Origin of the sequence: Streptomyces sp. NPDC013157, from assembly GCF_042899865.1 — a bacterium.
GTDB lineage: Bacteria > Actinomycetota > Actinomycetes > Streptomycetales > Streptomycetaceae > Streptomyces.
In genome coordinates, this window is record NZ_JBIBAK010000013.1 from 234,737 (window position 1) to 259,909 (window position 25,173).

At 70.6% G+C, this 25,173-nt stretch carries 24 protein-coding genes and 1 pseudogene; 15 read left to right on the forward strand and 10 right to left on the reverse strand.

Annotation, left to right across the window (positions count from 1 at the left end):
- The first annotated feature begins 177 nt into the window (after positions 1–177).
- The 9 genes from ACFY6U_RS33765 to ACFY6U_RS33805 all read left to right on the forward strand — a co-directional run bounded on the left by ACFY6U_RS33765 (position 178) and on the right by ACFY6U_RS33805 (position 11,113).
- Positions 178–1,395 carry a M20 family metallopeptidase gene (locus tag ACFY6U_RS33765; RefSeq protein ID WP_390044312.1) on the forward strand — a complete coding sequence of 406 codons (1,218 nt, stop codon included), beginning with the start codon at positions 178–180 and terminating at the stop codon, positions 1,393–1,395.
- A gap of 345 nt (positions 1,396–1,740) precedes the next feature.
- Positions 1,741–2,772 carry a BMP family protein gene (locus ACFY6U_RS33770; RefSeq protein WP_390044314.1) on the forward strand — a complete coding sequence of 344 codons (1,032 nt, stop codon included), beginning with the start codon at positions 1,741–1,743 and terminating at the stop codon, positions 2,770–2,772.
- 244 nt (positions 2,773–3,016) lie between these two features.
- The gene (locus ACFY6U_RS33775) at positions 3,017–4,075 is read left to right on the forward strand and encodes a BMP family protein (protein ID WP_390044316.1); all 1,059 of its coding nucleotides are present in this window, start codon (positions 3,017–3,019) and stop codon (positions 4,073–4,075) included.
- Positions 4,076–4,597: 522 nt separating this feature from the next.
- A complete protein-coding gene (locus ACFY6U_RS33780; protein WP_390044458.1) occupies positions 4,598–6,301 on the forward strand; it encodes an ABC transporter ATP-binding protein in 1,704 nt (567 codons plus the stop codon).
- Positions 6,298–7,419 (forward strand): ABC transporter permease, encoded by a 1,122-nt coding sequence (locus tag ACFY6U_RS33785; RefSeq protein ID WP_351485313.1) that lies wholly within the window; start codon positions 6,298–6,300, stop codon positions 7,417–7,419. Before ACFY6U_RS33780 ends, ACFY6U_RS33785 begins: the two co-directional genes overlap by 4 nt.
- Positions 7,419–8,681, forward strand: a complete 1,263-nt coding sequence (locus tag ACFY6U_RS33790) for an ABC transporter permease (protein WP_390044318.1) — start codon at positions 7,419–7,421, stop codon at positions 8,679–8,681. The genes ACFY6U_RS33785 and ACFY6U_RS33790 overlap by 1 nt, the downstream gene beginning before the upstream one ends.
- A complete protein-coding gene (locus tag ACFY6U_RS33795) occupies positions 8,678–9,082 on the forward strand; it encodes a cytidine deaminase (RefSeq protein WP_351485310.1) in 405 nt (134 codons plus the stop codon). Before ACFY6U_RS33790 ends, ACFY6U_RS33795 begins: the two co-directional genes overlap by 4 nt.
- A 73-nt stretch (positions 9,083–9,155) precedes the next feature.
- Complete coding sequence (locus tag ACFY6U_RS33800; RefSeq protein WP_390044460.1) at positions 9,156–10,433, forward strand: thymidine phosphorylase; 1,278 nt, start codon at positions 9,156–9,158, stop codon at positions 10,431–10,433.
- Positions 10,434–10,528: 95 nt separating this feature from the next.
- Complete coding sequence (locus ACFY6U_RS33805; RefSeq protein WP_390044320.1) at positions 10,529–11,113, forward strand: Uma2 family endonuclease; 585 nt, start codon at positions 10,529–10,531, stop codon at positions 11,111–11,113.
- 7 nt (positions 11,114–11,120) lie between these two features.
- Here the strand turns inward: ACFY6U_RS33805 and ACFY6U_RS33810 are convergent, their stop codons facing one another.
- Positions 11,121–12,041, reverse strand: coding sequence for an AEC family transporter (locus tag ACFY6U_RS33810; RefSeq protein ID WP_390044322.1), 921 nt, complete (start codon positions 12,039–12,041; stop codon positions 11,121–11,123).
- 264 nt (positions 12,042–12,305) lie between these two features.
- Between ACFY6U_RS33810 and ACFY6U_RS33815 the strand changes: the two are divergent.
- Positions 12,306–12,446 (forward strand): annotated as a pseudogene (locus tag ACFY6U_RS33815) (hypothetical protein); the annotation flags it as partial.
- Between the two features lie 30 nt (positions 12,447–12,476).
- Here ACFY6U_RS33815 and ACFY6U_RS33820 read toward each other — a convergent pair.
- Both ACFY6U_RS33820 and ACFY6U_RS33825 read right to left on the reverse strand, forming a co-directional pair.
- Positions 12,477–13,490: a sigma-70 family RNA polymerase sigma factor gene (locus ACFY6U_RS33820; protein WP_390044324.1), complete on the reverse strand. Its 1,014-nt coding sequence runs from the start codon at positions 13,488–13,490 to the stop codon at positions 12,477–12,479.
- Positions 13,491–13,732: 242 nt separating this feature from the next.
- The gene (locus tag ACFY6U_RS33825; RefSeq protein ID WP_390044326.1) at positions 13,733–15,007 is read right to left on the reverse strand and encodes an MFS transporter; all 1,275 of its coding nucleotides are present in this window, start codon (positions 15,005–15,007) and stop codon (positions 13,733–13,735) included.
- A 62-nt stretch (positions 15,008–15,069) separates the two neighbouring features.
- Here ACFY6U_RS33825 and ACFY6U_RS33830 point away from each other — a divergent pair, with 62 nt between their 5' ends.
- Positions 15,070–16,023: a LysR family transcriptional regulator gene (locus ACFY6U_RS33830; protein ID WP_390044328.1), complete on the forward strand. Its 954-nt coding sequence runs from the start codon at positions 15,070–15,072 to the stop codon at positions 16,021–16,023.
- Between the two features lie 86 nt (positions 16,024–16,109).
- Here ACFY6U_RS33830 and ACFY6U_RS33835 read toward each other — a convergent pair whose 3' ends face one another.
- The gene (locus ACFY6U_RS33835) at positions 16,110–16,871 is read right to left on the reverse strand and encodes an alpha/beta hydrolase (RefSeq protein ID WP_390044330.1); all 762 of its coding nucleotides are present in this window, start codon (positions 16,869–16,871) and stop codon (positions 16,110–16,112) included.
- Positions 16,872–16,994: 123 nt separating this feature from the next.
- Here ACFY6U_RS33835 and ACFY6U_RS33840 point away from each other — a divergent pair, with 123 nt between their 5' ends.
- Positions 16,995–18,152: an adenosine deaminase gene (locus tag ACFY6U_RS33840; protein WP_390044332.1), complete on the forward strand. Its 1,158-nt coding sequence runs from the start codon at positions 16,995–16,997 to the stop codon at positions 18,150–18,152.
- A gap of 151 nt (positions 18,153–18,303) precedes the next feature.
- On the forward strand, positions 18,304–18,657 hold the full coding sequence (locus ACFY6U_RS33845) for an ATP-binding protein (RefSeq protein ID WP_390044334.1): 354 nt from the start codon (positions 18,304–18,306) through the stop codon (positions 18,655–18,657).
- 82 nt (positions 18,658–18,739) lie between these two features.
- Here the strand turns inward: ACFY6U_RS33845 and ACFY6U_RS33850 are convergent, their stop codons facing one another.
- The 5 genes from ACFY6U_RS33850 to afsQ1 all read right to left on the reverse strand — a co-directional run bounded on the left by ACFY6U_RS33850 (position 18,740) and on the right by afsQ1 (position 22,751).
- Positions 18,740–18,940: a PspC domain-containing protein gene (locus ACFY6U_RS33850; RefSeq protein ID WP_181805292.1), complete on the reverse strand. Its 201-nt coding sequence runs from the start codon at positions 18,938–18,940 to the stop codon at positions 18,740–18,742.
- Positions 18,941–19,035: 95 nt separating this feature from the next.
- The gene (locus ACFY6U_RS33855; protein ID WP_390044336.1) at positions 19,036–19,587 is read right to left on the reverse strand and encodes a VanZ family protein; all 552 of its coding nucleotides are present in this window, start codon (positions 19,585–19,587) and stop codon (positions 19,036–19,038) included.
- A 268-nt stretch (positions 19,588–19,855) separates the two neighbouring features.
- Positions 19,856–20,485, reverse strand: a complete 630-nt coding sequence (locus ACFY6U_RS33860) for a hypothetical protein (RefSeq protein WP_390044338.1) — start codon at positions 20,483–20,485, stop codon at positions 19,856–19,858.
- Positions 20,485–22,077 (reverse strand): ATP-binding protein, encoded by a 1,593-nt coding sequence (locus ACFY6U_RS33865; RefSeq protein WP_390044339.1) that lies wholly within the window; start codon positions 22,075–22,077, stop codon positions 20,485–20,487. The genes ACFY6U_RS33860 and ACFY6U_RS33865 overlap by 1 nt, the downstream gene beginning before the upstream one ends.
- Entirely contained in the window at positions 22,074–22,751 is a 678-nt protein-coding gene (gene afsQ1, locus ACFY6U_RS33870) for a two-component system response regulator AfsQ1 (RefSeq protein ID WP_177232965.1), read from the reverse strand. The genes ACFY6U_RS33865 and afsQ1 overlap by 4 nt, the downstream gene beginning before the upstream one ends.
- 253 nt (positions 22,752–23,004) lie before the next feature.
- On the opposite strand from afsQ1, the gene ACFY6U_RS33875 reads away from it, so the two are divergent.
- Positions 23,005–23,742 (forward strand): SigE family RNA polymerase sigma factor, encoded by a 738-nt coding sequence (locus tag ACFY6U_RS33875; RefSeq protein ID WP_390044341.1) that lies wholly within the window; start codon positions 23,005–23,007, stop codon positions 23,740–23,742.
- A gap of 255 nt (positions 23,743–23,997) precedes the next feature.
- Here the strand turns inward: ACFY6U_RS33875 and ACFY6U_RS33880 are convergent, their stop codons facing one another.
- On the reverse strand, positions 23,998–24,639 hold the full coding sequence (locus tag ACFY6U_RS33880; protein WP_390044342.1) for a uridine kinase: 642 nt from the start codon (positions 24,637–24,639) through the stop codon (positions 23,998–24,000).
- A 127-nt stretch (positions 24,640–24,766) separates the two neighbouring features.
- On the opposite strand from ACFY6U_RS33880, the gene ACFY6U_RS33885 reads away from it, so the two are divergent.
- Complete coding sequence (locus tag ACFY6U_RS33885; protein WP_390044344.1) at positions 24,767–25,162, forward strand: hypothetical protein; 396 nt, start codon at positions 24,767–24,769, stop codon at positions 25,160–25,162.
- The last annotated feature ends 11 nt before the right edge of the window (positions 25,163–25,173 follow it).

Consider the following 25,173-nt stretch of genomic DNA (forward strand, 5'->3'; position numbering starts at 1 on the left):
CGCGCGTGATCGTCGCCAGGCGTGGTATGCGTGGAAGAGGAAACATACGTGTTACCCAGCCACGTCCGAGGTCATGCGTCCGAGGTCAGATTTTCTTCCCCTAACGGGCTGAACTTTTGTTGATCTCGGGTCAGTTGACCCTTCGGGCGTCCTACCCTTCAGAGGGTGAAGCAATTGATGTCCCTAGAGACCGAGGCCGACCTCCCCGGGGATGTGCTCCCCGGCGTGCTCAGCGAGGAACTGCACGCCGAACTCGTCGCCTTCCGCCGCGACCTGCACATGCACCCCGAGCTAGGAAACCAGGAGTTCCGCACCACGGCCGCCATCAAGGAGCGGCTGGAGAAGGCCGGCCTCCGGCCGCGCGTCCTCCCGGCGGGGACCGGACTCGTCTGTGACATCGGGCCGGTCGGGGACGGGCTTCCGGTGCTCGCCCTGCGGGCCGACATCGACGCCCTGCCCATCCCGGACATGAAGACCGAGTGCTCGTACCGGTCCACCGTGCCGGACCGGGCGCACGCGTGCGGGCACGACGTGCATACGACCGTGGTGCTGGGCGCCGGTCTGGTTCTCGCCGAGCTGCACGAGCGGGGGCAGCTGCCGCGGCCGGTACGGCTGCTCTTCCAGCCCGCCGAGGAGGTGCTGCCCGGCGGCGCCGCCGACGCCATCGAGGCCGGGGTGCTGGACGGGGTCGGGCGGATCATCGCCGTGCACTGCGACCCCCGGGTGGACGTGGGACGGATCGGGCTCAGGACCGGCGCCATCACCAGCGCCTGCGACCGGGTCGAGGTGGCGCTGGACGGCCCCGGCGGGCACACCGCACGGCCGCATCTGACGACCGACCTGGTCACCGCCGCCGCCCGGGTGGCCGTCGACGTGCCGGCGCTCATCGGGCGGCGCGTGGACAGCCGGAGCGGGCTCGCCGTGACCTGGGGCCGGATCGAGTGCGGGCACGCACCCAACGTGATCCCCCAGCACGCAGAGCTGTCCGGGACCGTGCGCTGCCTGGACCTGGAGGCCTGGCGGCAGGCCCCGGACGTCGTGCACGCGGCGATCGACGAGGTCGCCACCATGCACCGCGCCAAGTCCGAGATCAACTACGTGCGCGGGGTGCCGCCGGTCGTCAACGACCCGGTGATCACCGAACTGCTGCGGGACGCGATGACCGCCCGGCGCGGCACCGAATCCATCGAGACCACCGAGCAGAGCCTCGGCGGCGAGGACTTCTCCTGGTACCTGGAGCGCGTGCCGGGCGCCCTGGCGCGGCTCGGGGTCCGCACGCCGGGCGAGCGGACCGTGCGCGACCTGCACCAGGGTGACTTCGACGCCGACGAGCGGGCCATCACCGTCGGGGTGGAGCTGTTCACGGCCGCCGCCCTGATCGACGCGACCATGTAGTCGTATCGGCGGCTGTCGTATCAGACGGCGGGAGAAACGGTCAGCTTCCCCGCACGTCGCGCAAGTCCCCCAGGGGGCGAAGGGGTGCCCGGTCGGTACCTCTTCGCCCCCTTGTGTCACCCCGTCGTAACCGGCGGCCGCCGCTTGTAACCCGGAGTCGGCACGGTTCGATAACGGCCCGGAGAAACCCCGTTCCCCTCCCCTTCTACGCGCGTTACTGTGCGCCGAAATCGCCACCGAGGGTGGACGGTTGGGGAAGCGGGCCGGTGACGGTGCCGTGGGGACGAAGGGGTGCTTGCTGTGCGTACTATCTCGGGTCGGAGGACTCGGTTCTCCCAAGCTGCGGTGACCGTTGCCGTCATCGCCCTCGCGGCCGCCGGGTGCGGCAAGTCCAGCTCGGACAGTGGTGCGACCAGCACCAACTCGTCCGGCAAGTACAACGGCAAGGGCATAGGCCTCGCCTACGACATCGGCGGCAAGGGCGACCAGTCCTTCAACGACGCCGCCTTCGCCGGCTTCGAGAAGGCCGAGAAGGAGTTCGGCATCGGCGGCCGGGACATCGAGCCGCAGGACGGCGAGTCCGACGCCGACAAGGTGCAGCGCCTCGACACGCTCGCCAAGGCCGGCTACAACCCGATCATCGGGGTCGGCTACTCCTACGCGCCCGCCGTCAAGGAGGTCGCCGCCAAGTACCCGAACATCACCTTCGGCATGATCGACGACTCGACGATCCAGGCGAAGAACGTCGTCGACATGGTGTTCGCCGCCGAGCAGTCCTCGTACCTGGCCGGTGTCGCGGCCGCCTCCGCGACCAAGAAGGACCACATCGGGTTCATCGGCGGCGTGGACATCCCGCTGATCCACACCTTCGAGGCCGGGTTCGACCAGGGTGCCAAGTCGGTCAACCCGAAGATCAAGATCGAGTCGCAGTACCTGACGCAGACGGCGGCCGAGGGCGGCTTCTCCAGCCCGGACAAGGGCAAGACCGCCGCCCAGGGCCAGATCGACGCCGGTGCGGACGTGATCTACCACGCGGCCGGCCTGTCCGGTCAGGGCGTGATCGAGGCCGCCGCCTCCGACAAGGTCTGGGCGATCGGCGTCGACTCCGACCAGTACGCGCAGGACGCCCTCGCGAAGTACAAGGACTACATCCTCGGCTCGGCGCTGAAGAACGTCGGCGGCGCCGTGTACGACCTGGTCAAGTCGGTCTACGAGGGCAAGCCGGAGAGCGGTGTCGTCAACGGCACCCTCAAGACCGGTGGCGTCGGCTTCGCGGACACCAACCCGAAGTACAAGGCCATGACCAAGGTCGTCGCCGCGGTCGACAAGGCCAAGCAGGACATCATCGACGGCAAGGTCACCGTCAACACGAAGTAATGCGACATATATAAGTCGCCGGGTGAGCGGCCGTACCGATGGGTACGGCCGCCCGCGCGTCGTTGCAGTCAGTACGCCCCTTGCCTCCTGCAAGGGGCGTATTGCTGTCCGTAGCCTTGGCCGTGACTGTGGCCACAGCTAGATAACGGACCGGACATTGGGGGTTTTCCGTCTGGTCTACGCGCGTTACGCTGCCGCGGAACCAGCGCCTGGTTTGGGCGCTTGCACGAAGGAGTCTCGTTCCATGCGCCGGGTGTCCCGAATCGCCGTTGCGGGCGTTGCAACCGCAGCTCTTGCCGTCACCGTCTCAGCGTGCGGCAGCTCGTCCAGCTCGTCCAGCTCGTCCACCGGCAAGGCCGGCGCGTCCAAGGGTGTCGGTCTCGCGTACGACGTCGGCGGCAAGGGCGACCAGTCCTTCAACGACGCCGCGTACGCCGGCTTCGAGAAGGCCAACAAGGAGTTCGGCGTCACCGGCCGGGACATCGAGCCGCAGGACGGCGAGTCGGACGCGGACAAGGTCCAGCGGCTGGAGACCCTGGCCAAGTCCGGCTACAACCCCGTGATCGGCGTCGGCTTCGCCTACGCGCCCGCGGTCAAGGAAGCCGCCGCGAAGTTCCCGAAGGTCACCTTCGGCATCATCGACGACAACCAGGACCAGGCGAGCAACGTCGCGGACATGGTCTTCCACGAGGAGCAGTCCTCGTACCTGGCCGGTGTCACCGCCGCGCTGACCACCAAGTCGAACACCGTCGGCTTCATCGGCGGCGTGGACGTCCCGCTGATCCACAAGTTCGAGGCGGGCTTCGAGCAGGGTGTCAAGGCCACCAAGAAGAACGTCACGGTCAAGGCCCAGTACCTGACCCAGACCGCCCAGGAGGGCGGCTTCTCCAGCCCCGACAAGGGCGAGGCCGCCGCCGAGGGCCAGATCGGCGGCGGTGCCGACGTGGTCTACGCCGCCGCCGGCCTCTCCGGCCAGGGCGTCATCAAGGCCGCCGCCGCGCACAAGGTGTGGGCGATCGGTGTCGACTCCGACCAGTACAGCCAGGCCGCGCTGTCGAAGTACAAGAACTACATCCTGACCTCGGCCCTGAAGAACGTCGAGGGCGCGGTGTACGACCTCGCCAAGTCGGTCATCAAGGACAAGAAGCCGCTGTCCGGCGAGATCCGCGGCTCCCTGACCAACGGTGGCGTCGGCCTGGCCGACTCCAACCCGGTCTTCAAGAACAACGCCGCCCTGCAGGCCGCGCTCAAGAAGGCCGAGGCCGGCATCAAGGACGGTTCGATCACGGTCAAGACCTCCTGACCCAGGGGTCATGACCTTGTCGTAGGCATGGTCAAAAGAACGCTGTAATGGCAGCGTTACGGCCACGGAACGGGGTGCGGGAAGGATGTCCTTCCCGTGCCTCTGCCGTAGGTCCAGGACTCCGGGGATCCGGGCGGGAGCCCGGGCGCGGGTCCGGGTGGTCGGTCGGTGGTCCCGGGCGTGGGTCCGGGGTGCCGGCCGATGGTCCCGGGCGCGGGTCCGGGAGACCGGTCGGTGGTTCCGGGCCGTGGTGCAGGGGGATCCGGCGGGATCCCGGACGCGGGTCCGAGAGTTCGGTCAGGAATCTCGGGTGCGGGTCGGGGAGACCGGTCGGTGATCCAGGTGCGCGGGCCGGGAGATCCTCGGGAGATCCCGGGGGACCGGCGGCAGGGGCAACCCCCGTTCGCGCGGCAGAATGCTCGGAACGGATCGAGAGTCGAAAAAGCTCGGTCAGGTCCGGGCACTATTTAAAGCAGGGGCGCTACGCGCGTAGAGCGACCCCTTTTCCGAGGAGAGTGCGCCATCGACGCGTCCAGCAGCCCTCCGCTCACCGCAGAGACGACAGCCGCGGTCGAGCTGGCGGGGATCACCAAGCGATTCCCGGGTGTCGTAGCCAACCACGACATCCACCTGTCCGTCCGCAAGGGCACCGTCCATGCCCTGGTCGGCGAGAACGGGGCCGGCAAGTCGACCCTGATGAAGATCCTCTACGGCATGCAGAAGCCGGACGAGGGCACCATCGCGATCGACGGCGAGCAGGTCTCCTTCTCGTCCCCGGCCGACGCCATCGCGCGCGGCATCGGCATGGTCCACCAGCACTTCATGCTGGCGGACAACCTGACGGTCCTCGAGAACGTCGTGCTCGGCAGCGAGAAGCTGTACGGCATCGGCGGCAACGCCCGGAAGAAGATCAAGGAGATCTCCGACCGGTACGGCCTCGGCATCCGCCCGGACGCCCTGGTCGAGGACCTCGGCGTCGCCGACCGGCAGCGCGTGGAGATCCTCAAGGTCCTCTTCCGCGGCGCCACGACCCTGATCCTCGACGAGCCCACCGCGGTCCTCGTCCCGCAGGAGGTCGACGCACTCTTCGACAACCTGCGCGAGCTGAAGTCCGAGGGCCTCTCGGTCATCTTCATCTCCCACAAGCTCGGCGAGGTGCTGTCCGTCGCCGACGACATCACCGTCATCCGGCGCGGTACCACGGTCGGCACGGCGATCCCGTCCGAGACCACCCCGCGCCAGCTCGCCGAGCTGATGGTCGGCAGCGAGCTGCCCACCCCGGAGACCGCCGAGTCCACGGTCACCGACCAGGCCGTCGTCACGGTGAAGAACCTCACCGTCTACGCCAGCGGCCCCTCCCTCGGCGAGGTCGGCGCACAGCCCGAGACCGCCACGGTGGGCTCGTCCGGCGCCACCGCCCGCGGCGACGTCCTCGACGAGGCCACCACCCCCGGCGCCGCCAAGCGCGTCCTCGACGACGTCACCTTCACCATCCACGCCGGCGAGGTCATGGGCATCGCCGGCGTCGAGGGCAACGGCCAGACCGAGCTGATCGACGCGCTCATCGGCACCCGGCACGCCGACTCCGGCGCGATCGAGTTCCTCGGCGAGGACATCACCGGCTGGCAGACCCGCAAGCGGCGCGAGTCCGGCGTCGGCTACATCCCCGAGGACCGCCACCGCCAGGGCCTGCTCCTGGAGTCCCCGCTCTGGGAGAACCGCATCCTCGGCCACGTCACCGAGAAGCCCAACGCGAAGGGCTTCTGGCTGGACATCAAGGGCGCCCAGGCCGACACGCGCCGGATCGTCGAGGAGTACGACGTCCGCACCCCCGGCATCGACGTCACCGCCGCCTCCCTCTCCGGCGGCAACCAGCAGAAGCTGATCGTCGGCCGCGAGATGAGCCACAACCCGAAGTTCCTGATCGCCGCCCACCCCACCCGCGGTGTGGACGTCGGCGCCCAGGCGCAGATCTGGGACCGCATCCGGGAGGCCCGCCGCGAGGGCCTGGCCGTGCTGCTGATCTCCGCCGACCTGGACGAGCTGATCGGCCTGTCGGACACCCTGCGGGTGATCTTCGACGGAAAGCTGGTCGCGGACGCCGACCCGGCCACCATCACCCCGGAGGAGCTGGGCTCCGCCATGACGGGTGCCGCGTCCGGCCACCTGGAACACGTAGAGACCACCGACGAAGGCGCCGACGGTCCGGAGGACGAGGCCCGATGAAGAAGTTCGACAAGGAGCGGGTGCTCCTCGCGGTGGCCGGCCCGGTCATCGCGCTCGTCCTGGCGATCGCCCTGACCTCGATCGTGCTGCTGGCCTCGAACCGCAACCCGTTCGAGCCGTACGTGCTGATGCTCCAGCAGCTGCCGTACTCGGACATCCAGGTCCTGATCATCAACCAGGCGGCGATGTACTACATCGCGGCCATCGCGGTCGCCCTCGGCTTCCGGATGAACCTGTTCAACATCGGCGTCGACGGCCAGTACCGCCTCGCCGCCGTGATGACGGCCGTGGTCGGCGCCAACGTGGGCCTGCCCGCCTTCCTCCAGATCCCGATGCTGCTCCTGGTCGCCATGCTCACCGGCGCCTTCTGGGCCGGTATCGCGGGCGTCCTCAAGGTCACCCGAGGGGTCAGCGAGGTCGTCGCCACGATCATGCTGAACGCCATCGCCACCAGCGTCATCGGCTACGTCACCCTCTCCAACGTGTGGGGTGTCCAGGTCGGCAACAACATGACGACCGGCGTGATGAAGAAGTCCGGCTGGTTCCCCGGCATCAACCTGGGCGCCGACGTCGGTGAGATCTACGGCATGGTCTTCGTCGCCATCGCCCTCGGCATCGGCTACTGGGTCGTCCTCAACCGCACCCGTTTCGGCTTCGACCTGCGCGCCACCGGCGCCTCCGAGTCCGCCGCGGCCGCCTCCGGCGTCGACGCCAAGCGCATGGTCCTGATCTCCATGCTGATCTCCGGCGCCGTCTCCGGCCTCGCGGGCCTCCCGCTGCTGCTCGGCGACTCCCACACCTACAGCCTCGACTTCCCGGCCGGTCTTGGCTTCACCGCCATCGGCATCGCCCTGCTCGGCCGCAACAACCCCGGCGGCATCGCCTTCGCCGCCCTGCTGTGGGCCTTCCTCGACAAGGCCTCGCCCGCCCTCGACTACGCGACCCCGGTGGCGTACGAGAAGGAGATCGCCACGATCATGCAGGGCCTGATCGTCTTCTCCGTCGTCATCTCCTACGAAGCCGTACGGCAGTGGGGTCTGCGCCGCCAGCAGCGCCAGGTCGGCGCGGAGCTCGCCGCGGCCGCCGCCAAGAACACCAAGAAGGAGGTGGCGGCCTGATGTCCACCGCGACCATCGCCAAGCCGCAGGCGACCCAGCCCGGCAAGGGCGGCCGCCGAATGTCGCTCCCGGTACTCCTGCTGGTCATCGCGGGCGTCCTGATCCTGACCTCTGCCGTACGCCTGATCACCGGCGCCGAGGGCATCACCTCGACCGGCCAGATGTCCACCGCGCTGCGCCTCGCCGTCCCGATCGGCCTCGCCGGCCTCGGCGGTCTGTGGGCCGAGCGCGCGGGCGTCGTCAACATCGGCCTCGAAGGCATGATGATCCTCGGCACCTGGTTCGGCGCCTGGGCCGGCTACCAGTGGGGCCCCTGGGTCGGCGTCGTCTTCGGCATCGTCGGCGGCGCGCTCGGCGCCCTGCTGCACGCCGTCGCCACCGTCACCTTCAACGTCAACCACATCGTCTCCGGTGTGGCCCTCAACATCCTCGCCCTGGGCGCCACCCGCTACCTCTCGAAGTTCACCTTCGAGAACGCCGAGGGCGGCTCCTCCAAGCAGTCCCCGCCGATCGACTCGCTCGGCACGTTCAGCGTCCCCGGCCTGTCCGACTGGCTGGACACGCTCAACCAGAAGCACTGGTTCTTCATCTCCGACGTCGCGGGCCTGGTCGGCGGGCTGCTCACCGACCTCTCGCCGCTGACGGTGGTCGCGGTGGCCCTCGTACCGATCACGTGGTGGGTCCTGTGGCGCACCGCGTTCGGCCTGCGCCTGCGCTCCTGCGGCGAGAACCCGGTCGCGGCCGAGTCCCTCGGTGTCAACGTCTACAAGTACAAGTACATCGCGGTGATCATCAGCGGCGGCTTCGCGGGCCTCGGCGGCGCGTTCCTGTCCATCGTCGCCTCGAACGTCTACCTGGACGGCCAGACCGCCGGCCGCGGTTACATCGGTCTCGCCGCGATGATCTTCGGCAACTGGATGCCGGGCGGCCTCGCCCTCGGCGCCGGCCTGTTCGGCTACACCGACAGCCTCAACCTGCGCGGCGGCACGGTGAACGTCCACGCACTGATCCTGCTGCTCGCGATCCTGCTGGTGTTCGGCGCCGCGTACCTCGCCTGGAAGAAGAAGTACGTCCCGGCGGCGATCACCATCGTGATCTCGGCCCTGATGTTCGTCTGGTACGCCACCACCGACGACGTCCCGCGTCAGCTCGTGACCGCGACCCCGTACATCGTCACCCTGCTGGTGCTCTCGCTGTCCGCGCAGTCCCTGCGGATGCCGAAGGCGGACGGCCTGCCGTACCGGAAGGGACAGGGCAAGTGACCGCCGAGGCCGCCGGCTTCGACTGGGAGGCCCTGCGGGCCGAGGCACGGGAGGCCATGTCCCACGCCTACGCCCCGTACTCCGGCTACCCGGTCGGGGTCGCCGCCCTGGTGGACGACGGCCGTACGGTCTCCGGCTGCAACGTGGAGAACGCGTCGTACGGCCTGGGCCTGTGCGCCGAGTGCGGACTGGTCTCCGAGCTGCAGCGCACGGGCGGCGGCCGCCTCACGCACTTCACCTGTGTGGACGGTACGGGCGCCCTCCTCGTCCCGTGCGGCCGCTGCCGCCAGCTGCTCTACGAGTTCGGCGGCCCGGACCTCCTCCTGGACACCCCGGAGGGCGTCCTGCCCCTCTCCGAGATGCTCCCCCAGGCCTTCGGCCCGGCCCATCTCACCAAGTAACTCCCGTGCGGCCCCTCCGGGTTCGGAGGGGCCGCACGCTTCGCACTTCTTCGAAGGGAACGCCATGGCCACCATGGACGCCGTCTCCGTCATCCGCACCAAGCGCGACCGCGGTGAACTCAGCGACCAGCAGATCGACTGGGTCATCGACGCGTACACGCGCGGCGAGGTCGCCGACGAGCAGATGTCGTCGCTCGCGATGGCCATCCTCCTCAACGGCATGAACCGCCGCGAGATCGCCCGCTGGACCGCCGCGATGATCGCGTCCGGCGAGCGCATGGACTTCTCCTCACTGTCCCGTCCGACGGCCGACAAGCACTCCACGGGCGGCGTCGGCGACAAGATCACGCTGCCGCTGGCCCCCCTCGTGGCGGCCTGCGGCGCGGCCGTCCCCCAGCTCTCCGGCCGGGGCCTCGGCCACACCGGCGGCACCCTGGACAAGCTGGAGTCGATCCCCGGCTGGCGCGCCCTGCTCTCCAACGAGGAGATGCTGTCGGTGCTGGACGGCACCGGCGCGGTGATCTGCGCGGCGGGCGACGGCCTGGCCCCCGCCGACAAGAAGCTGTACGCGCTGCGCGACGTCACCGGCACGGTCGAGGCGATCCCGCTGATCGCCTCCTCGATCATGTCGAAGAAGATCGCCGAGGGCACCGGCTCCCTGGTCCTCGACGTGAAGGTCGGCACCGGCGCCTTCATGAAGACCATCGAGGACGCCCGCGAGCTGGCCTCGACCATGGTGGGCCTCGGCACCGACCACGGCGTGAAGACGGTCGCGCTCCTCACGGACATGTCCATCCCGCTCGGCCTGACGGCGGGCAACGCCCTGGAGGTCCGCGAGTCGGTGGAGGTCCTGGCCGGCGGCGGCCCCGCCGACGTCGTCGAACTGACCCTCGCGCTCGCCCGCGAGATGCTCGACGCGGCCGGTGTCCGCGATGCCGACCCGGCGAAGGCACTGGCCGACGGCTCGGCGATGGACGTCTGGCGCCGGATGATCGCGGCCCAGGGCGGCGACCCGGACGCGGCACTCCCGGTGGCGAAGGAACAGCACGTCGTGAAGGCCACCGAGTCGGGCGTCCTGACCCGCCTCGACGCCTACGGCATCGGCGTCGCCGCCTGGCGCCTCGGCGCGGGCCGTGCCCGCAAGGAGGACCCGGTGCAGGCGGGCGCGGGCGTCGAACTGCACGCCAAGCCCGGCGACACGGTCACCGCGGGCCAGCCCCTCCTGACCCTGCACACGGACACCCCGGAGCGCTTCGAGTACGCGCTCCAGGCGGTCGAGGGGTCGTACGACATCGCGGCGGCTGGTACGGCCTTCGCGGCGTCGCCGGTGGTGCTGGAACGTATCGCCTGACCAGGGGATTTCTCGATCGGGGGAACGGGATCGGTGGACCTGCGCCGGTCCCGTTCGGCATGCTGGGATAGGTGACGCACCGATAGGAGACCGCCGTGAGCGCACTCACCGTCAGCCAGGACCCCGACCAGAACTGGGACGACCTCGTCCGGTACTGGGAGGAGATGGAATGGCCAGAGGGCAGCAAGGTGGAGATCATCGAGGGGATCATCACCGTGTCACCGGCTCCCGCCGTCCGCCACAACGTGATCGCGGCCCGTATCCATCGTCGCCTTTACTCGGTGATTCCGGAGGAGTGGGAGGTGTTCCAGACCCTGGCGATCTCCGTGCCGTCCCGGCTGGGCATGCTGATCCCGGATCTGGTGGTGACCCAACTGCCCGAGCAGCCCGAGGCGGAGTCGCACATCCCGGCTGCCCTCGCCGAACTCGTCGTCGAGGTCACCTCCAAGTCCAACGCTCGCCACGACCGCGTCAGCAAGCCCGCCGCCTACGCCACGGCAGGTATCCCGCTGTACCTCCTGATCGACCGCTGGGCCCCCGGCGGCCCCACCGCGACGCTCTACGGTGAGCCGAAGGGCGATGTCTACCGGGTCCTCCGCGCCGTGAAGTTCGGCGACCCGATCGACCTGCCGGAGCCGTTCGGCCTCACGATCGACACCGGGGAGTTCCCGGTCGACTGACTGTCCGTCACCCCAGCAGCGCCGCCACGACCACCAGGACCGGTACCGCCAGTACCGTCGACAACAGGATCGAGTCGCGGGCCAGTTCCTCGCCGACCCGGTAGGTGCTGGCGTAGGTGTACAGGTTCTGCGCGGCCGGCAGGGCCGAGGTCACCGTCACGTCGAGCAGGGGCGCCCCGCGCAGGCCGAAGACCGCCGAGGCCAGTGCCCAGGCGACGAGCGGCTGGCCCACGGACTTCAGGGCGACGGACAGGAGCACCGGGTGGCGGTCGCGGCCCCGGCCGGGGAGAGTGCTGCCCCGCAGGGAGATGCCGAAGGCGAGCAGGACGGCCGGCACGGACATGTTGCCGATGAGGGTGAGAGGGTCCATCACCGGGCCGGGCACATGGATGCCGAAGCCCGAGACCGCGACGCCGGACAGCGAGCCCACGGCTATCGGGTTGCGGAGCGGGGTGAGCAGGCGCCGCCACCAGGGTCCCTTCTCGCCCATCCCCGACACGTCCAGAATCGTCAGGGCGACCGGGGTGAGGACCACCACCTGGAAGAGCAGCACCGGTGCCACCAGGGACGCGTCGCCCAGCACGTACACCGCGATCGGGATGCCGAGGTTGCCGGAGTTCACGTAGCTGGAGCACAGGGCGCCGATCGTCGTGCGGCCCACACCCCAGCCCCGTACGACACCCACCGCCACGAACGCGCCCGCCGCCGCGGCCGTGCTCAGGGCCGTCACCAGCAGGCGGCTGGAGAAGATCACCGCCAGGTCGGCCTTGGCGAGCGTGGTGAAGAGCAGGGCGGGGGAGGCCACGTGGAAGGCGAGCTTGGTGAGGACCTCGCGGCCGTTCGCCCCCAGGTGGCCGCCGCGGCCGAGGGCGTAGCCGACGGCGATGACGATCGCTATGACCGCGAAACCGCTCAGCACCCCTTGCACGGGACCCCCATGGCGTGCGCGAGGCCGTCGGGTATCCGGGAGGGTGCGGGTCTGTGGGGCATACACCTAACCCTCTGGTGCGGGTCAGGTGCAGGTCAACTTTGTGATCCTTGTGATCTGCGCGGCCGCGCGGGGGCGCACCGTACCCACCGATGAGTTGTCAGGCCGTCGCCGGTCTACCGCCTCGTGGATGCCGTGACCCCCGCCGTGCTCGTGCTGTCGGGCCCCGTCGCCAGGGACGAGGTGCCGGGGCTCTGTGACGACGTGCGTGAGCTGCTCGGGGCGGGCGGGGCCGGGCCCGGCAGCCGCGTCGTCGTCTGCGATGTGGGCGGTCTCGGGCCGCCGGGTCTGGCGGCCGTCGACCTGCTGGCCCGGTTGGAGCTGACGGCCCGGCGGGCCGGAGGGCGGATCCGGCTCCGCGACCCCGACCCCGCCCTACGCTCCCTCCTCCGGTTCGTCGGACTCCGCATCCAGATGGAGGGGAAGGTCGAAGAGCGGGAACCAGCGCTTGGTGTCGAGGAAGAAGTGGAACCCGGTCAGCCGGCCGTCCGAGATCTCCAGGACCTGGACGGACCAGGGGCTCCAGCCGCCGGTGTCCGGGTCGGGCTTGTACTGGGCGAACCCGGGCAGGCCGTTGACCCGGACCGGGAACAGCCGTGAGCCCTCGCAGGCGGAGCCGATGGTGGTCATGAAGCCGGTGATGTCGTCGTGGCCGGTGAGCCACAGGTCGAACGGCGGCATCGTCATGATGGCGTCCTCGTGGAGGAGTGCCGTCAGTGCCGTCATGTCGTAGCCCTCGAAGGCGGCGACGTAGCGCTCCAGGAGCTTCTGCTGCTCCTCGTCGAGCGGGTCGGAGACCTCGGCGGCGGCGCCCGACTGCCGCTGCTCGGCCAGGGTGGCGCGGGCCCGCTGCAACGCGCTGTTGACCGACGCGACGGTGGTGCCGAGCAGCTCGGCCACCTCGGTGGCCCGCCAGGCCAGCACCTCGCGCAGGATCAGCACCGCCCGCTGCTTGGGCGGCAGTTGCTGGAGCGCGGCCATGAAGGCCAGCCGGATCGACTCCTTGGCCACGGCCGCCTCCGCCGGGTCGTCCACGGTCGGCAGCACGCGCGCGTCCGGCACCGGCTCCAGCCAGGTGTTGTCGGGCCGGGGGGAGAGCGCCGCCTGGGCCAGCGGCGTCGACTCGCTGAGGTCCATCGGCCGGGCCCTCTTGTTGCCCGCGTTGAGCATGTCCAGGCACACGTTCGTCGCGATCCGGTACAGCCAGGACCGCAGGCTGGAGCGGCCCTCGAACTTCTCGTAGCTCCGCCAGGCCCGCACCAGGGTGTCCTGCACCGCGTCCTCGGCCTCGAACGACGAGCCGAGCATGCGGTAGCAGTACCCGGTCAGCTCGGTCCGGTGCTTCTCCAGTGCGACGTCCAGCTCCGCCGTCGCCGTGCCGTCGGTCATCTTCCGTCCACCCACCCCTGTGGCCGTTCCTGTTCGCGCGCCGTTGCGCTCCAGCACTTCGGAAGGTAGCGCAGGGGACTGACAATGGCCCCCGGAGTGGGGAAACGTGCAGGTGAGATAGGGTGCGCCCACGAACTCGGGTGATGCGGTTCGTGGGCGGGTGCGGCGCCGTCGTGGCTGGTCGCGCAGTTCCTCCCCCAGCCTTCGGCCGGGGGTACCCCCAGCGCCCCTTTCGGGGCGCTTCAGTGAGCGTCGGCCAGGACCTGGCGGCGGGCTGCCATCGAGCCCAGGACCGTGATGGTCACGACGCCCAGGATCGCGAGCAGTCCCACGCCGACCGTCCCTGCCCAGCCGCTCGCGTGGAAGGCCAGCGCGCCCACCGTGCTGCCGGCGCTGGAGCCGATGTAGTACGCGGACTGGTAGAGGGCGGAGGCCTGGGCCCTGCCGTGGGTGGCCGTCTTGCTGACCGCGGAGGAGGCGACCGCGTGGCCCGCGAAGAAGCCCGCGGTGATGAGGACCAGGCCCAGCAGGACCAGGGGGAGCGAGTCGGCCAGGGAGAGGACGAGGCCGCCGGCCGTCGTGCCGCCGGCCAGGTAGAGGGCCCCGCGGCGGCCCAGGCGGCCGACCAGGCGGCCCGCCGTCGACGCGGACACCGTTCCGACCAGGTACACCAGGAAGATCGAGCCGATGATGCCCTGCGGGAGCGAGAACGGCTCCTGGGTCAGGCGGTAGCCGATCACCGTGTAGACGCCGCCGAAGACGGTCATGAAGAGCGCGCCGATCGCGTACAGGCGGCGCAGCAGCGGGTCGGCCAGATGGTCGCGGACCGTGCCGAGCAGCCGGCGCGGGTGCAGCGAGCCCGCCTTGAAGTGCCGCGGCGCGGGGAGGAGCAGCCGGAAGGCGACGGCGCAGCCGACCGCGATCACTCCGATCGTGCCCACGGCCACCCGCCAGCCCCACTCCTGCGCGACCCAGCCGGTGATGACCCGGCCGCTCATCCCGCCCACGCTGTTGCCCGCGACGAAGAGGCCTATCGCCGTGACCAGCGCCTTCGGTCGGACCTCCTCGGCCAGATAGGCCTGCGCGGACGCCGGCAGACCGGCCAGCGCCGCGCCCTGGACGCCACGGAGCACGATCAGCACACCGAGGGAGGGCGCGAAGGGCACCAGCAGCCCTACGGTCACCGCGACCGCCAGCGAGGCCGTCATGACCGTACGGCGTCCGAACCGCTCGGAGAGGGCGCTCATCGGGATGACGAACAGCGCCAGACCGCCGGTCGCCGCCGCCACCGTCCAGCTCGCGTCGCTCGCGGAGACGCCGTAGCCGTCCGAGATCAGCGGGAGCAGGGCCTGCGTGGAGTAGAGGAGGGCGAAGGTCGCGACACCGGCGAGGAAGAGCGCGAAGCTCATCCGGCGGTAGCCGGGACCGCCCGGGGTCAGACGGGAGTCGGAGACGGCGGCGGGGACGGACGGGACGGCGTCCACGGTGATGGACGCCCCGGTACTGGCGGGAGACATGCTTCGAACGTACGGACCCCTCGTTGATCCGTCCAATGCACGGAATCGCCATAATCGTTCCCATGGAGCATCAACAGAGGTCAGCGAAGCGGCTGTCACCGGACAGTGACACAGAAGACATGACGATGTTGCTGGCCCCACGCCTCGCGTACTTCGCCGGCGTGGCCCGCACCGAGCACGTCACCAGGGCCGCGCAGGAACTGAACGTCCCCCAGTCCACCCTCTCCCGCGCGATGGCCCGCCTGGAACAGGACCTGGGCGTCGACCTCTTCACCCGGCACGGCCGCACCGTCTCCCTCACCCCCGCCGGCCGCACCTTCCTCACCTCGGTCGAGCGCGCCCTCGGCGAGGTCCGGCGAGCCGCCGACGAGGTACGCGCCGACGCCGACCCCACCACGGGCAAGGTCGCCTTCGGATTCCTGCACACGATGGGCGCGGAGACCGTCCCCGGCCTCCTCCACGCCTTCCGCGCCGACCACCCCCGCATCCGTTTCAGCCTCGTCCAGAACTACGGCGAGGCGATGATCGAGAAGCTGCGGGCGGGCGAGCTGGACCTGTGCCTGACGTCCCCGGTGCCGGACGCGCCCGACCTGGTGGCCCGCCGCCTGGACGAACAGAAACTCCGGCTGGTGGTACCGGTGGACCACCCCCTGGCCACCCGCAGGCGCATCCGTCTCGCCGAGGCCGCCGACGAGACGTTCGTGACCCTGGAACCGGGTTACGGCCTCCGCCGCATCACCGACGACCTGTGCAAGGAGGCGGGCTTCAGGCCGAGGATCGCCTTCGAGGGAGAGGAAGCGGAGACGCTGAGGGGCCTGGTGGCCGCCGGGTTGGGAGTGGCGTTGCTCCCGCCGCCCGCCTTTCCCCGCCCGGGAGTCGTGGAACTGACGGTCACCGCCCCGAGGGCAGCGAGAGAAATCGGCGTGGCCTGGCTGGACGGCCACCCGGACACCCCACCGGTAGCAGCCTTCAAGAAGTTCCTGCTGTCGAGAAGGGGCAACCTGCTCCCCACCTAGGGACAGCGCGCCCCACAGGGGCGCGGGGAACTGCGCGACCAGCCACCGCGCACCCGCACCCCGAACACCACCGGACCCTCCACCCCCTACCGTCTCAACGACTTGCCGAACCCCGCGGCCAACGGCATCCGCAACCCGATCGGCGGCGGCGCAGCAAGCGCATCCTCCACCGGCCGCGACACCGCATGCCCGTACAGCGCCCCCATCACGAAGTCCGAAGCGAGAGCGAGGACTTCGTCCCGGTGCTGGTGCAACCCGTGGCCGTCCGAGTGCACCTCGAACCGGCACACCTCCCGGTTCGCCTTCTTCGCCCGCTCCGAAAGCCGGAACGACAGCTCCGGATCGGTCCGTTCGTCGTTCGTGCCGTGCACGATCAGCACCCGCCGCCCCACCAGTTGCCGCACCGGTTCCTCGGGCGCCGCCACGTCTGCCTCGGGCAGCCAAGGGGCGAGGGAGACCACGGAGTTGACGGCCTCGTGCCCGCCCGCGTGCAGCGCGGCCCGGCCGCCCATGCCCACGCCCAGCAGACACACCGGAACGTCGCCGTACCGCCGTACCACCTCGTCGGCCGCCCAGTCGGCGTCCCCGGCGAGATGCGCCTCGCTGCCGTTCCACCCGCGATAGCGGTAGTGGACGACGTGCGCGGCCAGCCCCTCGTCCCGGCCGTCCCGGGCGAGCCGGCGGCCGAGCGCGCGGACGAAGGCCGTCGCCCATACGAGGGACGGCCGTCGCGCGGAGACCTCCTCCCCGTCGGGGAGGAGCAGGACCGCGCCGCTCACCGTCGTCGGCTCCTGGCCGACTGCCCTGCTCAGGCTGGCCGTTCGGACCGGCGTCGCTTGCTGTGCCATGACAGAACAGTGTCAGAAGAGGCGGTGTACGCGACCCGTCCGTGCGGTCACCATTGCGTATCGACGGAAACGGGAATCTCCGAGTACCGAGCGATCTACGCGCGTAGGAGTTACAGTGCGGAAATGACGAGCCAGAGCACCGCGAACACCCCGACGCCGGAGCAGATCCGCCGGGCGCCGAAGGTTCTGCTGCACGACCACCTCGACGGCGGCCTGCGTCCGGGCACCGTCGCCGACCTCGCCCGGGAGACCGGGTACTCCGGCCTCCCCGAGGCCGACCCGGACAAGCTCGGCATCTGGTTCCGCGAGGCCGCCGACTCCGGTTCGCTGGAGCGGTACCTGGAGACGTTCTCGCACACGGTCGGCGTCATGCAGACCCGGGACGCCCTGGCCCGGGTCGCCCGCGAGTGCGCCGAGGACCTCGCCGAGGACGGCGTCGTCTACGCCGAGGTGCGGTACGCCCCCGAGCAGCACCTGGAGCAGGGGCTCTCCCTCGAAGAGGTCGTCGAGGCCGTCAACGAGGGCTTCCGGCAGGGCGAGGCCCTCGCCCGGGAGAACGGCCGGCGGATCCGGGTCGGCGCCCTGCTCACCGCCATGCGGCACGCGGCCCGCTCCCTGGAGATCGCCGAGCTCGCCAACCGCTACCGGGACCTGGGCGTCGTCGGCTTCGACATCGCCGGCGCCGAGGCGGGCTACCCGCCCACCCGGCACCTCGACGCCTTCGAGTACCTCAAGCGCGAGAACAACCACTTCACCATCCACGCCGGCGAGGCCTTCGGGCTGCCGTCCATCTGGCAGGCGTTGCAGTGGTGCGGCGCCGACCGGCTCGGGCACGGGGTGCGGATCATCGACGACATCCAGATCCACGAGGACGGCACGGTCAAGCTCGGCCGGCTGGCGTCGTACGTCCGCGACAAGCGGATCCCGCTGGAGCTGTGCCCCAGCTCCAACCTCCAGACCGGCGCCGCCGACTCGTACACCGGGCACCCGATCGGGCTGCTGCGCCGGCTGCACTTCCGGGCCACCGTGAACACCGACAACCGGCTGATGTCCGGGACCAGCATGAGCCGGGAATTCGAGCATCTCGTCGAGGCGTTCGGTTACACGCTCGACGACATGCAGTGGTTCTCCGTCAATGCGATGAAATCAGCGTTCATTCCTTTCGATGAACGACTCGCCATGATCAATGACGTCGTGAAGCCCGGTTATGCGGAGCTGAAATCCGAATGGCTGTTCCGGCAGACCGCCTCCACCAGCGGTTCTGCTGATCCGGAGAGCTGATCGGGCATCTCGGCGGGGCACGGAATGCGGACGGTCCTTCACCGGTCGTCCGTATTTCGGTGTTTGCGGCGCGCGGTCCGGCATGTTTACGGTCGGGGACCGCTCAGCGTGTTATCGATCCCCGTCTCCGCATTCCAAGGACGCATTGACGATGAAGCAGTCTGCTGCCAAGACCCTCGGTGTCGCCGCCCTCGGTGCCGCCTTCGCCGCTGTCGGCGCGGGCGCGGCCAACGCGGCCCCGGCCGTCCCGGACTCCTCCCAGGCCCTGGACACCGTCACCAAGACGCTGCCGGCCGAGAACGTCTCCAAGGCGCTGCCGGGTGCCGGTGAGGCCGTGGCGCAGGGGCAGAGCGCCCTCGGTGCGGGACTGAACGCCGTCCAGCCGGCCGCCAAGCAGGTGCTCGCCGGCGGCCCGACCAAGCCCGTCGCCGGCCTCCTCGGCGGACTGCCCGTCCGGGGCCTGCCCACGCACGGCCTGCCGGTGAACGGGATTCCGCTCGGCTGACCTCTCCCCAGCCGGTCGGCAACGCCGTCGGGGCGCCCCGGAAACGTCCGGAGCGCCCCAACGGCGCATTCGTACCGCCCGGTCACCAGGCGGTGGAGGCCTTCTCCTCCGAGGGGAGGAGGATCCACAGCGCGATGTAGAGCAGGAACTGCGGGCCCGGCAGCAGGCAGGACAGCAGGAAGATCACCCGCATCGTGGTCGCCGAGGTGCCGAAGCGCCGGGCCAGCGCGGCGCACACTCCGCCGATCATGCGGCCATGGGTGGGGCGGGCGAGGCTGGACATCTGCGGCTCCTTCGTGAGCGTCCGGTGCGAGGCGGCCCCTCCGGCCCCTCGTCCACCCCCAACGCTACGGAGACGAACCGGGTCGAAGCGTCGCTCTACGGGGCGATCCCGACCCTGGGAATCGTCGGGGTACGACCCTGAGCCGCTTCCTCCTGGGGGAGGGCGGCGGGCCGCTGCCGCTCACCCCGCCGGCGGAGCCGGGCGCGGGCCGCAGGCACCACCGCGAGATGCGCGATCACCACACCCGCCGTGTTGAGCAGTATCGAGTCGACGTCCACCACCCGGCCGGGCACCCCGGTCTGCAGCAGGGCTATGCCCGTCGAGATCAGCGCGCCCGCGGCGGCCGAACTGATCAGGGAGGCGAGCGGGGAGACCCGGAGCTTCCCGTGCGTCATCGGCAGCAGCACACCCAGTGGCGCGAGCAACGCGAGCCCCTCGCCGATCCGGTGCGCCGCCTCGCGCCGGCCGAGCGCCAGGTCGGCTCGGATACCGGCGAGGGGGTGCAGGTTGGCGGGCATCACCCAGGGCACGTCCAGCGGCCGCAGCATCAGCCAGGCGACGAACACGAGGTGTGCGGCAAGGAGGACACCCCCTGCCACACGGACGCGGATCGCGGCGCTGCCGCCGATGGAGCCTTGACGCTGCACGCCCCCGTAGACGCGCCCGCGCACACGATCGGTTCCGGATACAGCGGTGAGGCCTCGGACACACGCCCGCGAAGACGCGCCCCCGAAGGGGCGCGGGGAACTGCGCGAGCAACCCTCCACCACCCGCACCCGCTTCACGGCCTCAAGTGGAACCCCATGAGGCGCTCCATCGAAAGTGCCGCGACATGCCGTCGGTCGACTCCGGCGCCGTCGTGGCTGGTCGCGCAGTTCCTCCCCCAGCCTTCGGCCGGGGGTACCCCAGCGCCCCTCACGCGGAGGCAACCTCAGTGGACGGCGGCCGGTTCCCGCTCGGCGCATTACGCACCGCGTCCGTGCACTCGTACCGCCGCAACGGCTCCCTCCCCGGCCCGCCGAGGATCACCGACCCGTCCCCCTCCGCGGCCGCCGAGTCGGACAGCGTGCACACGATCTGGGCGAGCGCGTACGACGTCAGCTGCGGCGGCGAGGTGCTCAGCCGCAGCGTGTCGTCCGGATCCCCGGCTCGCGGCCCCGAGACGCTCATCCCGCCGCGCACGTACGTCGTGTAGCCCGCCTCCTTCTCGGCGGCCGACGGCGTCTCGGCGAGCTGGTCGAGGAGCCCCTGGGCGACGATCACCCGGCGCTTGGCGTCCGCCGACCCGTCCGGCACCCGCACCTGGCGGTCGACGGTCACCAGCGACGAACCGCACAGCAGGAACACCTGCACCGGCACCCCGTGCTCGTCCTGCGCGGACAGGTCCGGCTGGGTCATCGAGCACGGCACCCGCGAGGGCGCCCCGCCGAAGTCGGTCGGCACCTCGGTGGCCCGGATCCCGCACCCGGAGAGCGCCAGCGCCAGCCCGGCGACGGCCAGCAGCGGCCCGCCGTGCCGTCGTACCGCCAGTCTTCGTACGTGCATCAGGCGTCCTTCTCCCCGGCATCCCCGGTATCCCCGGCCTTGCCGGTGTCCCCGGCGTCCTTGCTCTCCTCCGTCAGCCGTGAGGCGTCCCGGGGCAGCCGGAGCGTGAACACCGCGCCGCCCTCCGGGGAGTTCGCGGCGGTGATCGAGCCGCCGTGGATGCGGGCGTTCTCCGTCGCGATGGACAGCCCCAGGCCGCTGCCCTCGGAGCGCGGCCGGGAGGCGCTGGCCTTGTAGAACCGGTCGAAGACGTGCGGCAGGACGTCCTCGGGGATGCCCGGCCCGTGGTCCCGTACGGCGATGACCAGATCCTCGCCCCCGATCCGCACCGACACCCGCACCGGCGAACCGCCGTGCTTGAGCGCGTTGCCGATCAGGTTGGCGAGGATGACGTCGAGGCGGCGCGGGTCGAGGCGGGCGTGGATGCCGCGCTCGGCGTCCAGTTCCACCGCGTCCAGCCAGGCGCGGGCGTCGATGCAGGCGGTGATCTGGTCGGCGAGGTCGACGTCGTCGAGGACGAGACGGGCCGTACCCGCGTCGAAGCGGGTGACCTCCATCAGGTTCTCGACGAGGTCGTTGAGGCGGCGCGTCTCGCTGACGACCAGGCGGACGGCGGGCTCGATCATCGGGTCCATCGAGCCGGACTCCGCCTCCAGCTCCTCCTCCAGGATCTCCGTCACGGCGGTGATCGCGGTGAGCGGGGTGCGCAGCTCATGGCTCATGTCCGCGACGAACCGCCGCGACGCGTCGTCCCGCGCGGCCATGTCGTCGACCCGCTTCTCCAGTGCCTCGGCCGCGTCGTTGAACGTCCGGGAGAGATCCGCGAGTTCGTCCGTCCCCGACACCCGCAGCCGGGTGTCCAGCTTGCCCTCGCCGAGCCGCCGGGCGGCGACCCCGAGCCGGTGCACCGGCTTGAGCACGGTCGTGGCGGCGGCCTGCGCCAGCAGCGCCGAGCCGATCAGCGCCAGCCCGGTCGCGATCCCCAGCGACCACGCCAGCGAGTTGAGGTCCTTCGCCTCCGGCTCCAGGGACTTCATCATGTAGCCGGTCGGCCCGCCGCCGATCACCCGCGTCCCCGCGACGAGATACGGCGTGCCGTGGTCGACGACCCGCTGCCAGTACAGGTGGTACGCCGACTTGTTGCTGTCGGTCACCTTCTGCTGCTTGTCGACGGCCTTGCGCAGCGAGGTCGGCACGTCGTCCAGCGCGAACGCGCTGAGCCCGTCCGAACTGCCGTACACCGTCTTGCCGCCGGTGTCCTCGCCGACCAGCAGCACACTGAACCGCTGGCTGCTGCTGGCCATCTGCCCGGCCGTGCGCTGCAGTTCGTCCTGCGTCGGGTGCACGGGCAGCGCACCCGCCCGGTTCTGCATCTCCTGCTGGAAGTCGCGCAGCACCGCGTCCTGGGTACGGGTGAGCACGGCCTCGCGGTTGAGCCAGTACGCGATGCCGGACGCGGACACGGCGGCGGTCAGCGCGACGAGCCCGAAGACGACGACGAGCCGCAGCCGCAGACTGGTGAAGCGCAGCCGGGACATGGCTCCCTTGCGATCCGCGGCCCAGCCGCGGAAACCCCCCTGCACGTCCGTCACTGAGGGGCGTCCAGGCGGTAGCCGACACCACGCACGGTACGGATCAGGGTCGGGGACGAGGGCACGTCCTCCACCTTGGCGCGCAGCCGCTGCACACATGCGTCCACCAGCCGGGAGTCACCGAGGTAGTCGTGCTCCCAGACCAGCCGCAGCAACTGCTGCCGGGACAGCGCCTGCCCCGGCCGCCGGCTCAGTTCGAGCAGCAGCCGCAGCTCGGTCGGCGTCAGCTGCAGATCCTCGCCGTTCTTCGTCACGGTCATCGCGCTGCGGTCGATGACGACGTTGCCGAAGGTCGCCGAGTCGGTGGACTCCCGCTCCCCGCGCCGCAGCACGGCCCGGATCCGGGCGTCGAGCACCCGCCCCTGGACCGGCTTGACGACGTAGTCGTCGGCGCCGGACTCCAGCCCGACCACCACATCGATGTCATCGCTGCGCGCGGTCAGGAGAATGATCGGCAGCTGGTCCGTGCGCCGGATCCGCCGGCACACCTCGAAACCGTCGATGCCGGGCAGCATGACATCGAGGACGATCAGATCGGGCCGCTGCTCGCGCAACAGCTTCAGACCGTCCTCACCGGTCGCAGCGGTGGCCACCCGGTGCCCCTGGCGCGTCAGAGAGAGCTCCAGGGCCGTACGGATGGCGTCGTCGTCCTCGATCAGCAACAGGGAAGGCACGGGCTCATTCTGGCCCATGCGGGCCCTGTCGTACGACCTGTGCGGCGCGCAGCTCCGCGCAAACCTCCGTACCGCCACCACCTGTGCACCTTCTGTGGACGCTCTGTGCCCGACCCCTGTGACAGGTCTGTGACAGTCGGCGGATACGGCCGTGAAGGTGGCCCGGCAGTCTTTTCGGCACAGGCAAGCGAGTGAACGCGGCGAGCGGCCTGAGCAAGCCGAACTACCGGAAGTCCACGACGGGGGGCGCGAGATGAACACGCTGATCAGCCACAGCACCAGCGCAGTGATCACGCGTCTGCACGACGTGAACCGGGGTTCCGAGAAGTCCGGTGCCGTGAGCGGGCGGGGGTGCGCTCGCGGCACCGGACGTCAGCACACCGGTTACATGACGGTGGTTGACGGCTTCACGGGGGAAGCACACGGGGGATCCGCCTACAGGGAGGACACGGGGGAGCGCCGCTCGCTGACCGAGGCGGAGTTCACCGCCTACGTCCAGGAGCGCCGCGCCTCCCTGTACGCGACCGCCTACCACCTGACCGGCGACCGCTACGAGGCCGAGGACCTGCTGCAGAGCGCGCTGTTCTCGACGTACCGGGCGTGGGACCGGATCAGCGACAAGGCGGCCGTGGGCGGTTACCTGCGCCGCACCATGACCAACCTGCACATCAGCGCCTGGCGGCGCCGCAAGCTCAACGAGTACCCGACCGAGGAACTGCCGGAGACGCCCGGCGACACGGACGCGATGAGCGGCACCGAGCTGCGCGCGGTCCTGTGGCAGGCGCTCGCCCGGCTCCCCGAACTCCAGCGCACCATGCTGGTCCTGCGCTACTACGAGGGCCGCACGGACCCGGAGATCGCGGAGATCCTCGACATCAGTGTCGGCACGGTGAAGTCCAGCATCTGGCGGTCGCTCCGCCGGCTGCGCGAGGACGAGGTCCTCAGCTTCGGCCGTGACGAGGAAGACGCCTTCGGGGAGCTTGTCGCCTGAAGGTACGGGGATCCGGGGGGATCCTGACGGGGGAGAGAACCGGGGGTACCGGGGCCTGGGGGAGGGTCCGGGGGGACCCGCGGGGAACACGGGGGAAACCAGGTCCGGGGGGACCTGGGGAGAACGGGTCCGGGGGGACCCGGGGGGAAGCACGGGGGAGCTCCGCCACGGGGGACACGGGGGTGTTCGGCGGAGCGACGGGGGAAGCGGGACTGGAGGGCCGGGGGGTCCATCCAGTCCCGCTTTTTTCTGCCCTTACGCCGGTGTCTGTGTCCGGTCCCGGCTCTGCCGGCCCACCGCGGCCGCCGCCATCCGGCCCAGTGCCTCGTCCCGGTCGCACGGATGCGCGCCCAGCGCCACCTGGCGGGCGACGATCGTGCGCTCCGCCCGCATCAGCCGCCAGCCGCGCCGCAGCAGGAACGGCACGGACTTGCGGCCCTCCTTGAGGTCGCGCAGGAACCGGCGGCGGAACGTCTTCACCGGGCCACGGCTCAGGCAGAGCGCGTCGGCCAGCAGGCCCAGTTCGCGGCAGCGCTCCACGATCTCGGCGGCGAAGATGCCCTCCGCGACGAACAGCGGGGTGCGGCCGATGTCGAGCGTCTCCGCGCCGGTGCGGGCGCTCAGTGCTATGTCATATACCGGTACGGGCGCCGCCCCCGTCGCACACAGCCGGCCGATCGCCTCGACAGCGACCTCCGCGTCCCAGGACTCCGGGTGGTCCCAGTCGATGTCCGAACTCCCCGCCACCAGCGGCAGAGTGGGGTCGTCGCCCTCCTTGTAGAAGTCGTCGAGGCGCAGGACGGGAAGCCCGGAACGGGCGGCGACCAGTGACTTGCCCGAGCCGGAGGGGCCGCACAGCAGCACGACGCGGGCGGGGGACGGGGGATGAATGCTCACGGAACACCAGTTTGACGCATGGGGGGCCTCCTGCCGACCCCGCGGGTCGGCTTTGGAGCGTGAGTCACACCTCAACTACCCTGTGTGCCGACACGATTACCTTGCGTACCAGAAGGTGGCACCAGCGATGTCCCGACACGCGTCCTCTCCGACCCCGACCGCCCGGCGCGCCCTGACCGCCCTTGCCACGGCAGGTGTGGCGCTCGGCGCGGGCGCCGCGACGGCCGCCGCGGCCACCCAGCCCGCGGTGGACGTGGTCCGGACCAGCCCCACCTCGCTGGGCCACATCGACCCGCAGGCGGGCGTGCGGGCGCTGGGCGCCATGTTGCCCTACGTCACGGGGTCGGTGGCGGCCCTGAAGCCGAACCCCCTCGCGGGCACGGGTGTCGACCCGCTGGACAACGGGGTGGGGACCCGGGTCGCCGACTTCAAGCCGCTGACGTCGAAGATGGTGACGGGGCCGGTGGCACAGGCGCCGTCGATCGGGGCGGTGCCGGTGGTGGGGCAGGTTCTGGGGAGCTGAGCGCGGAGGGG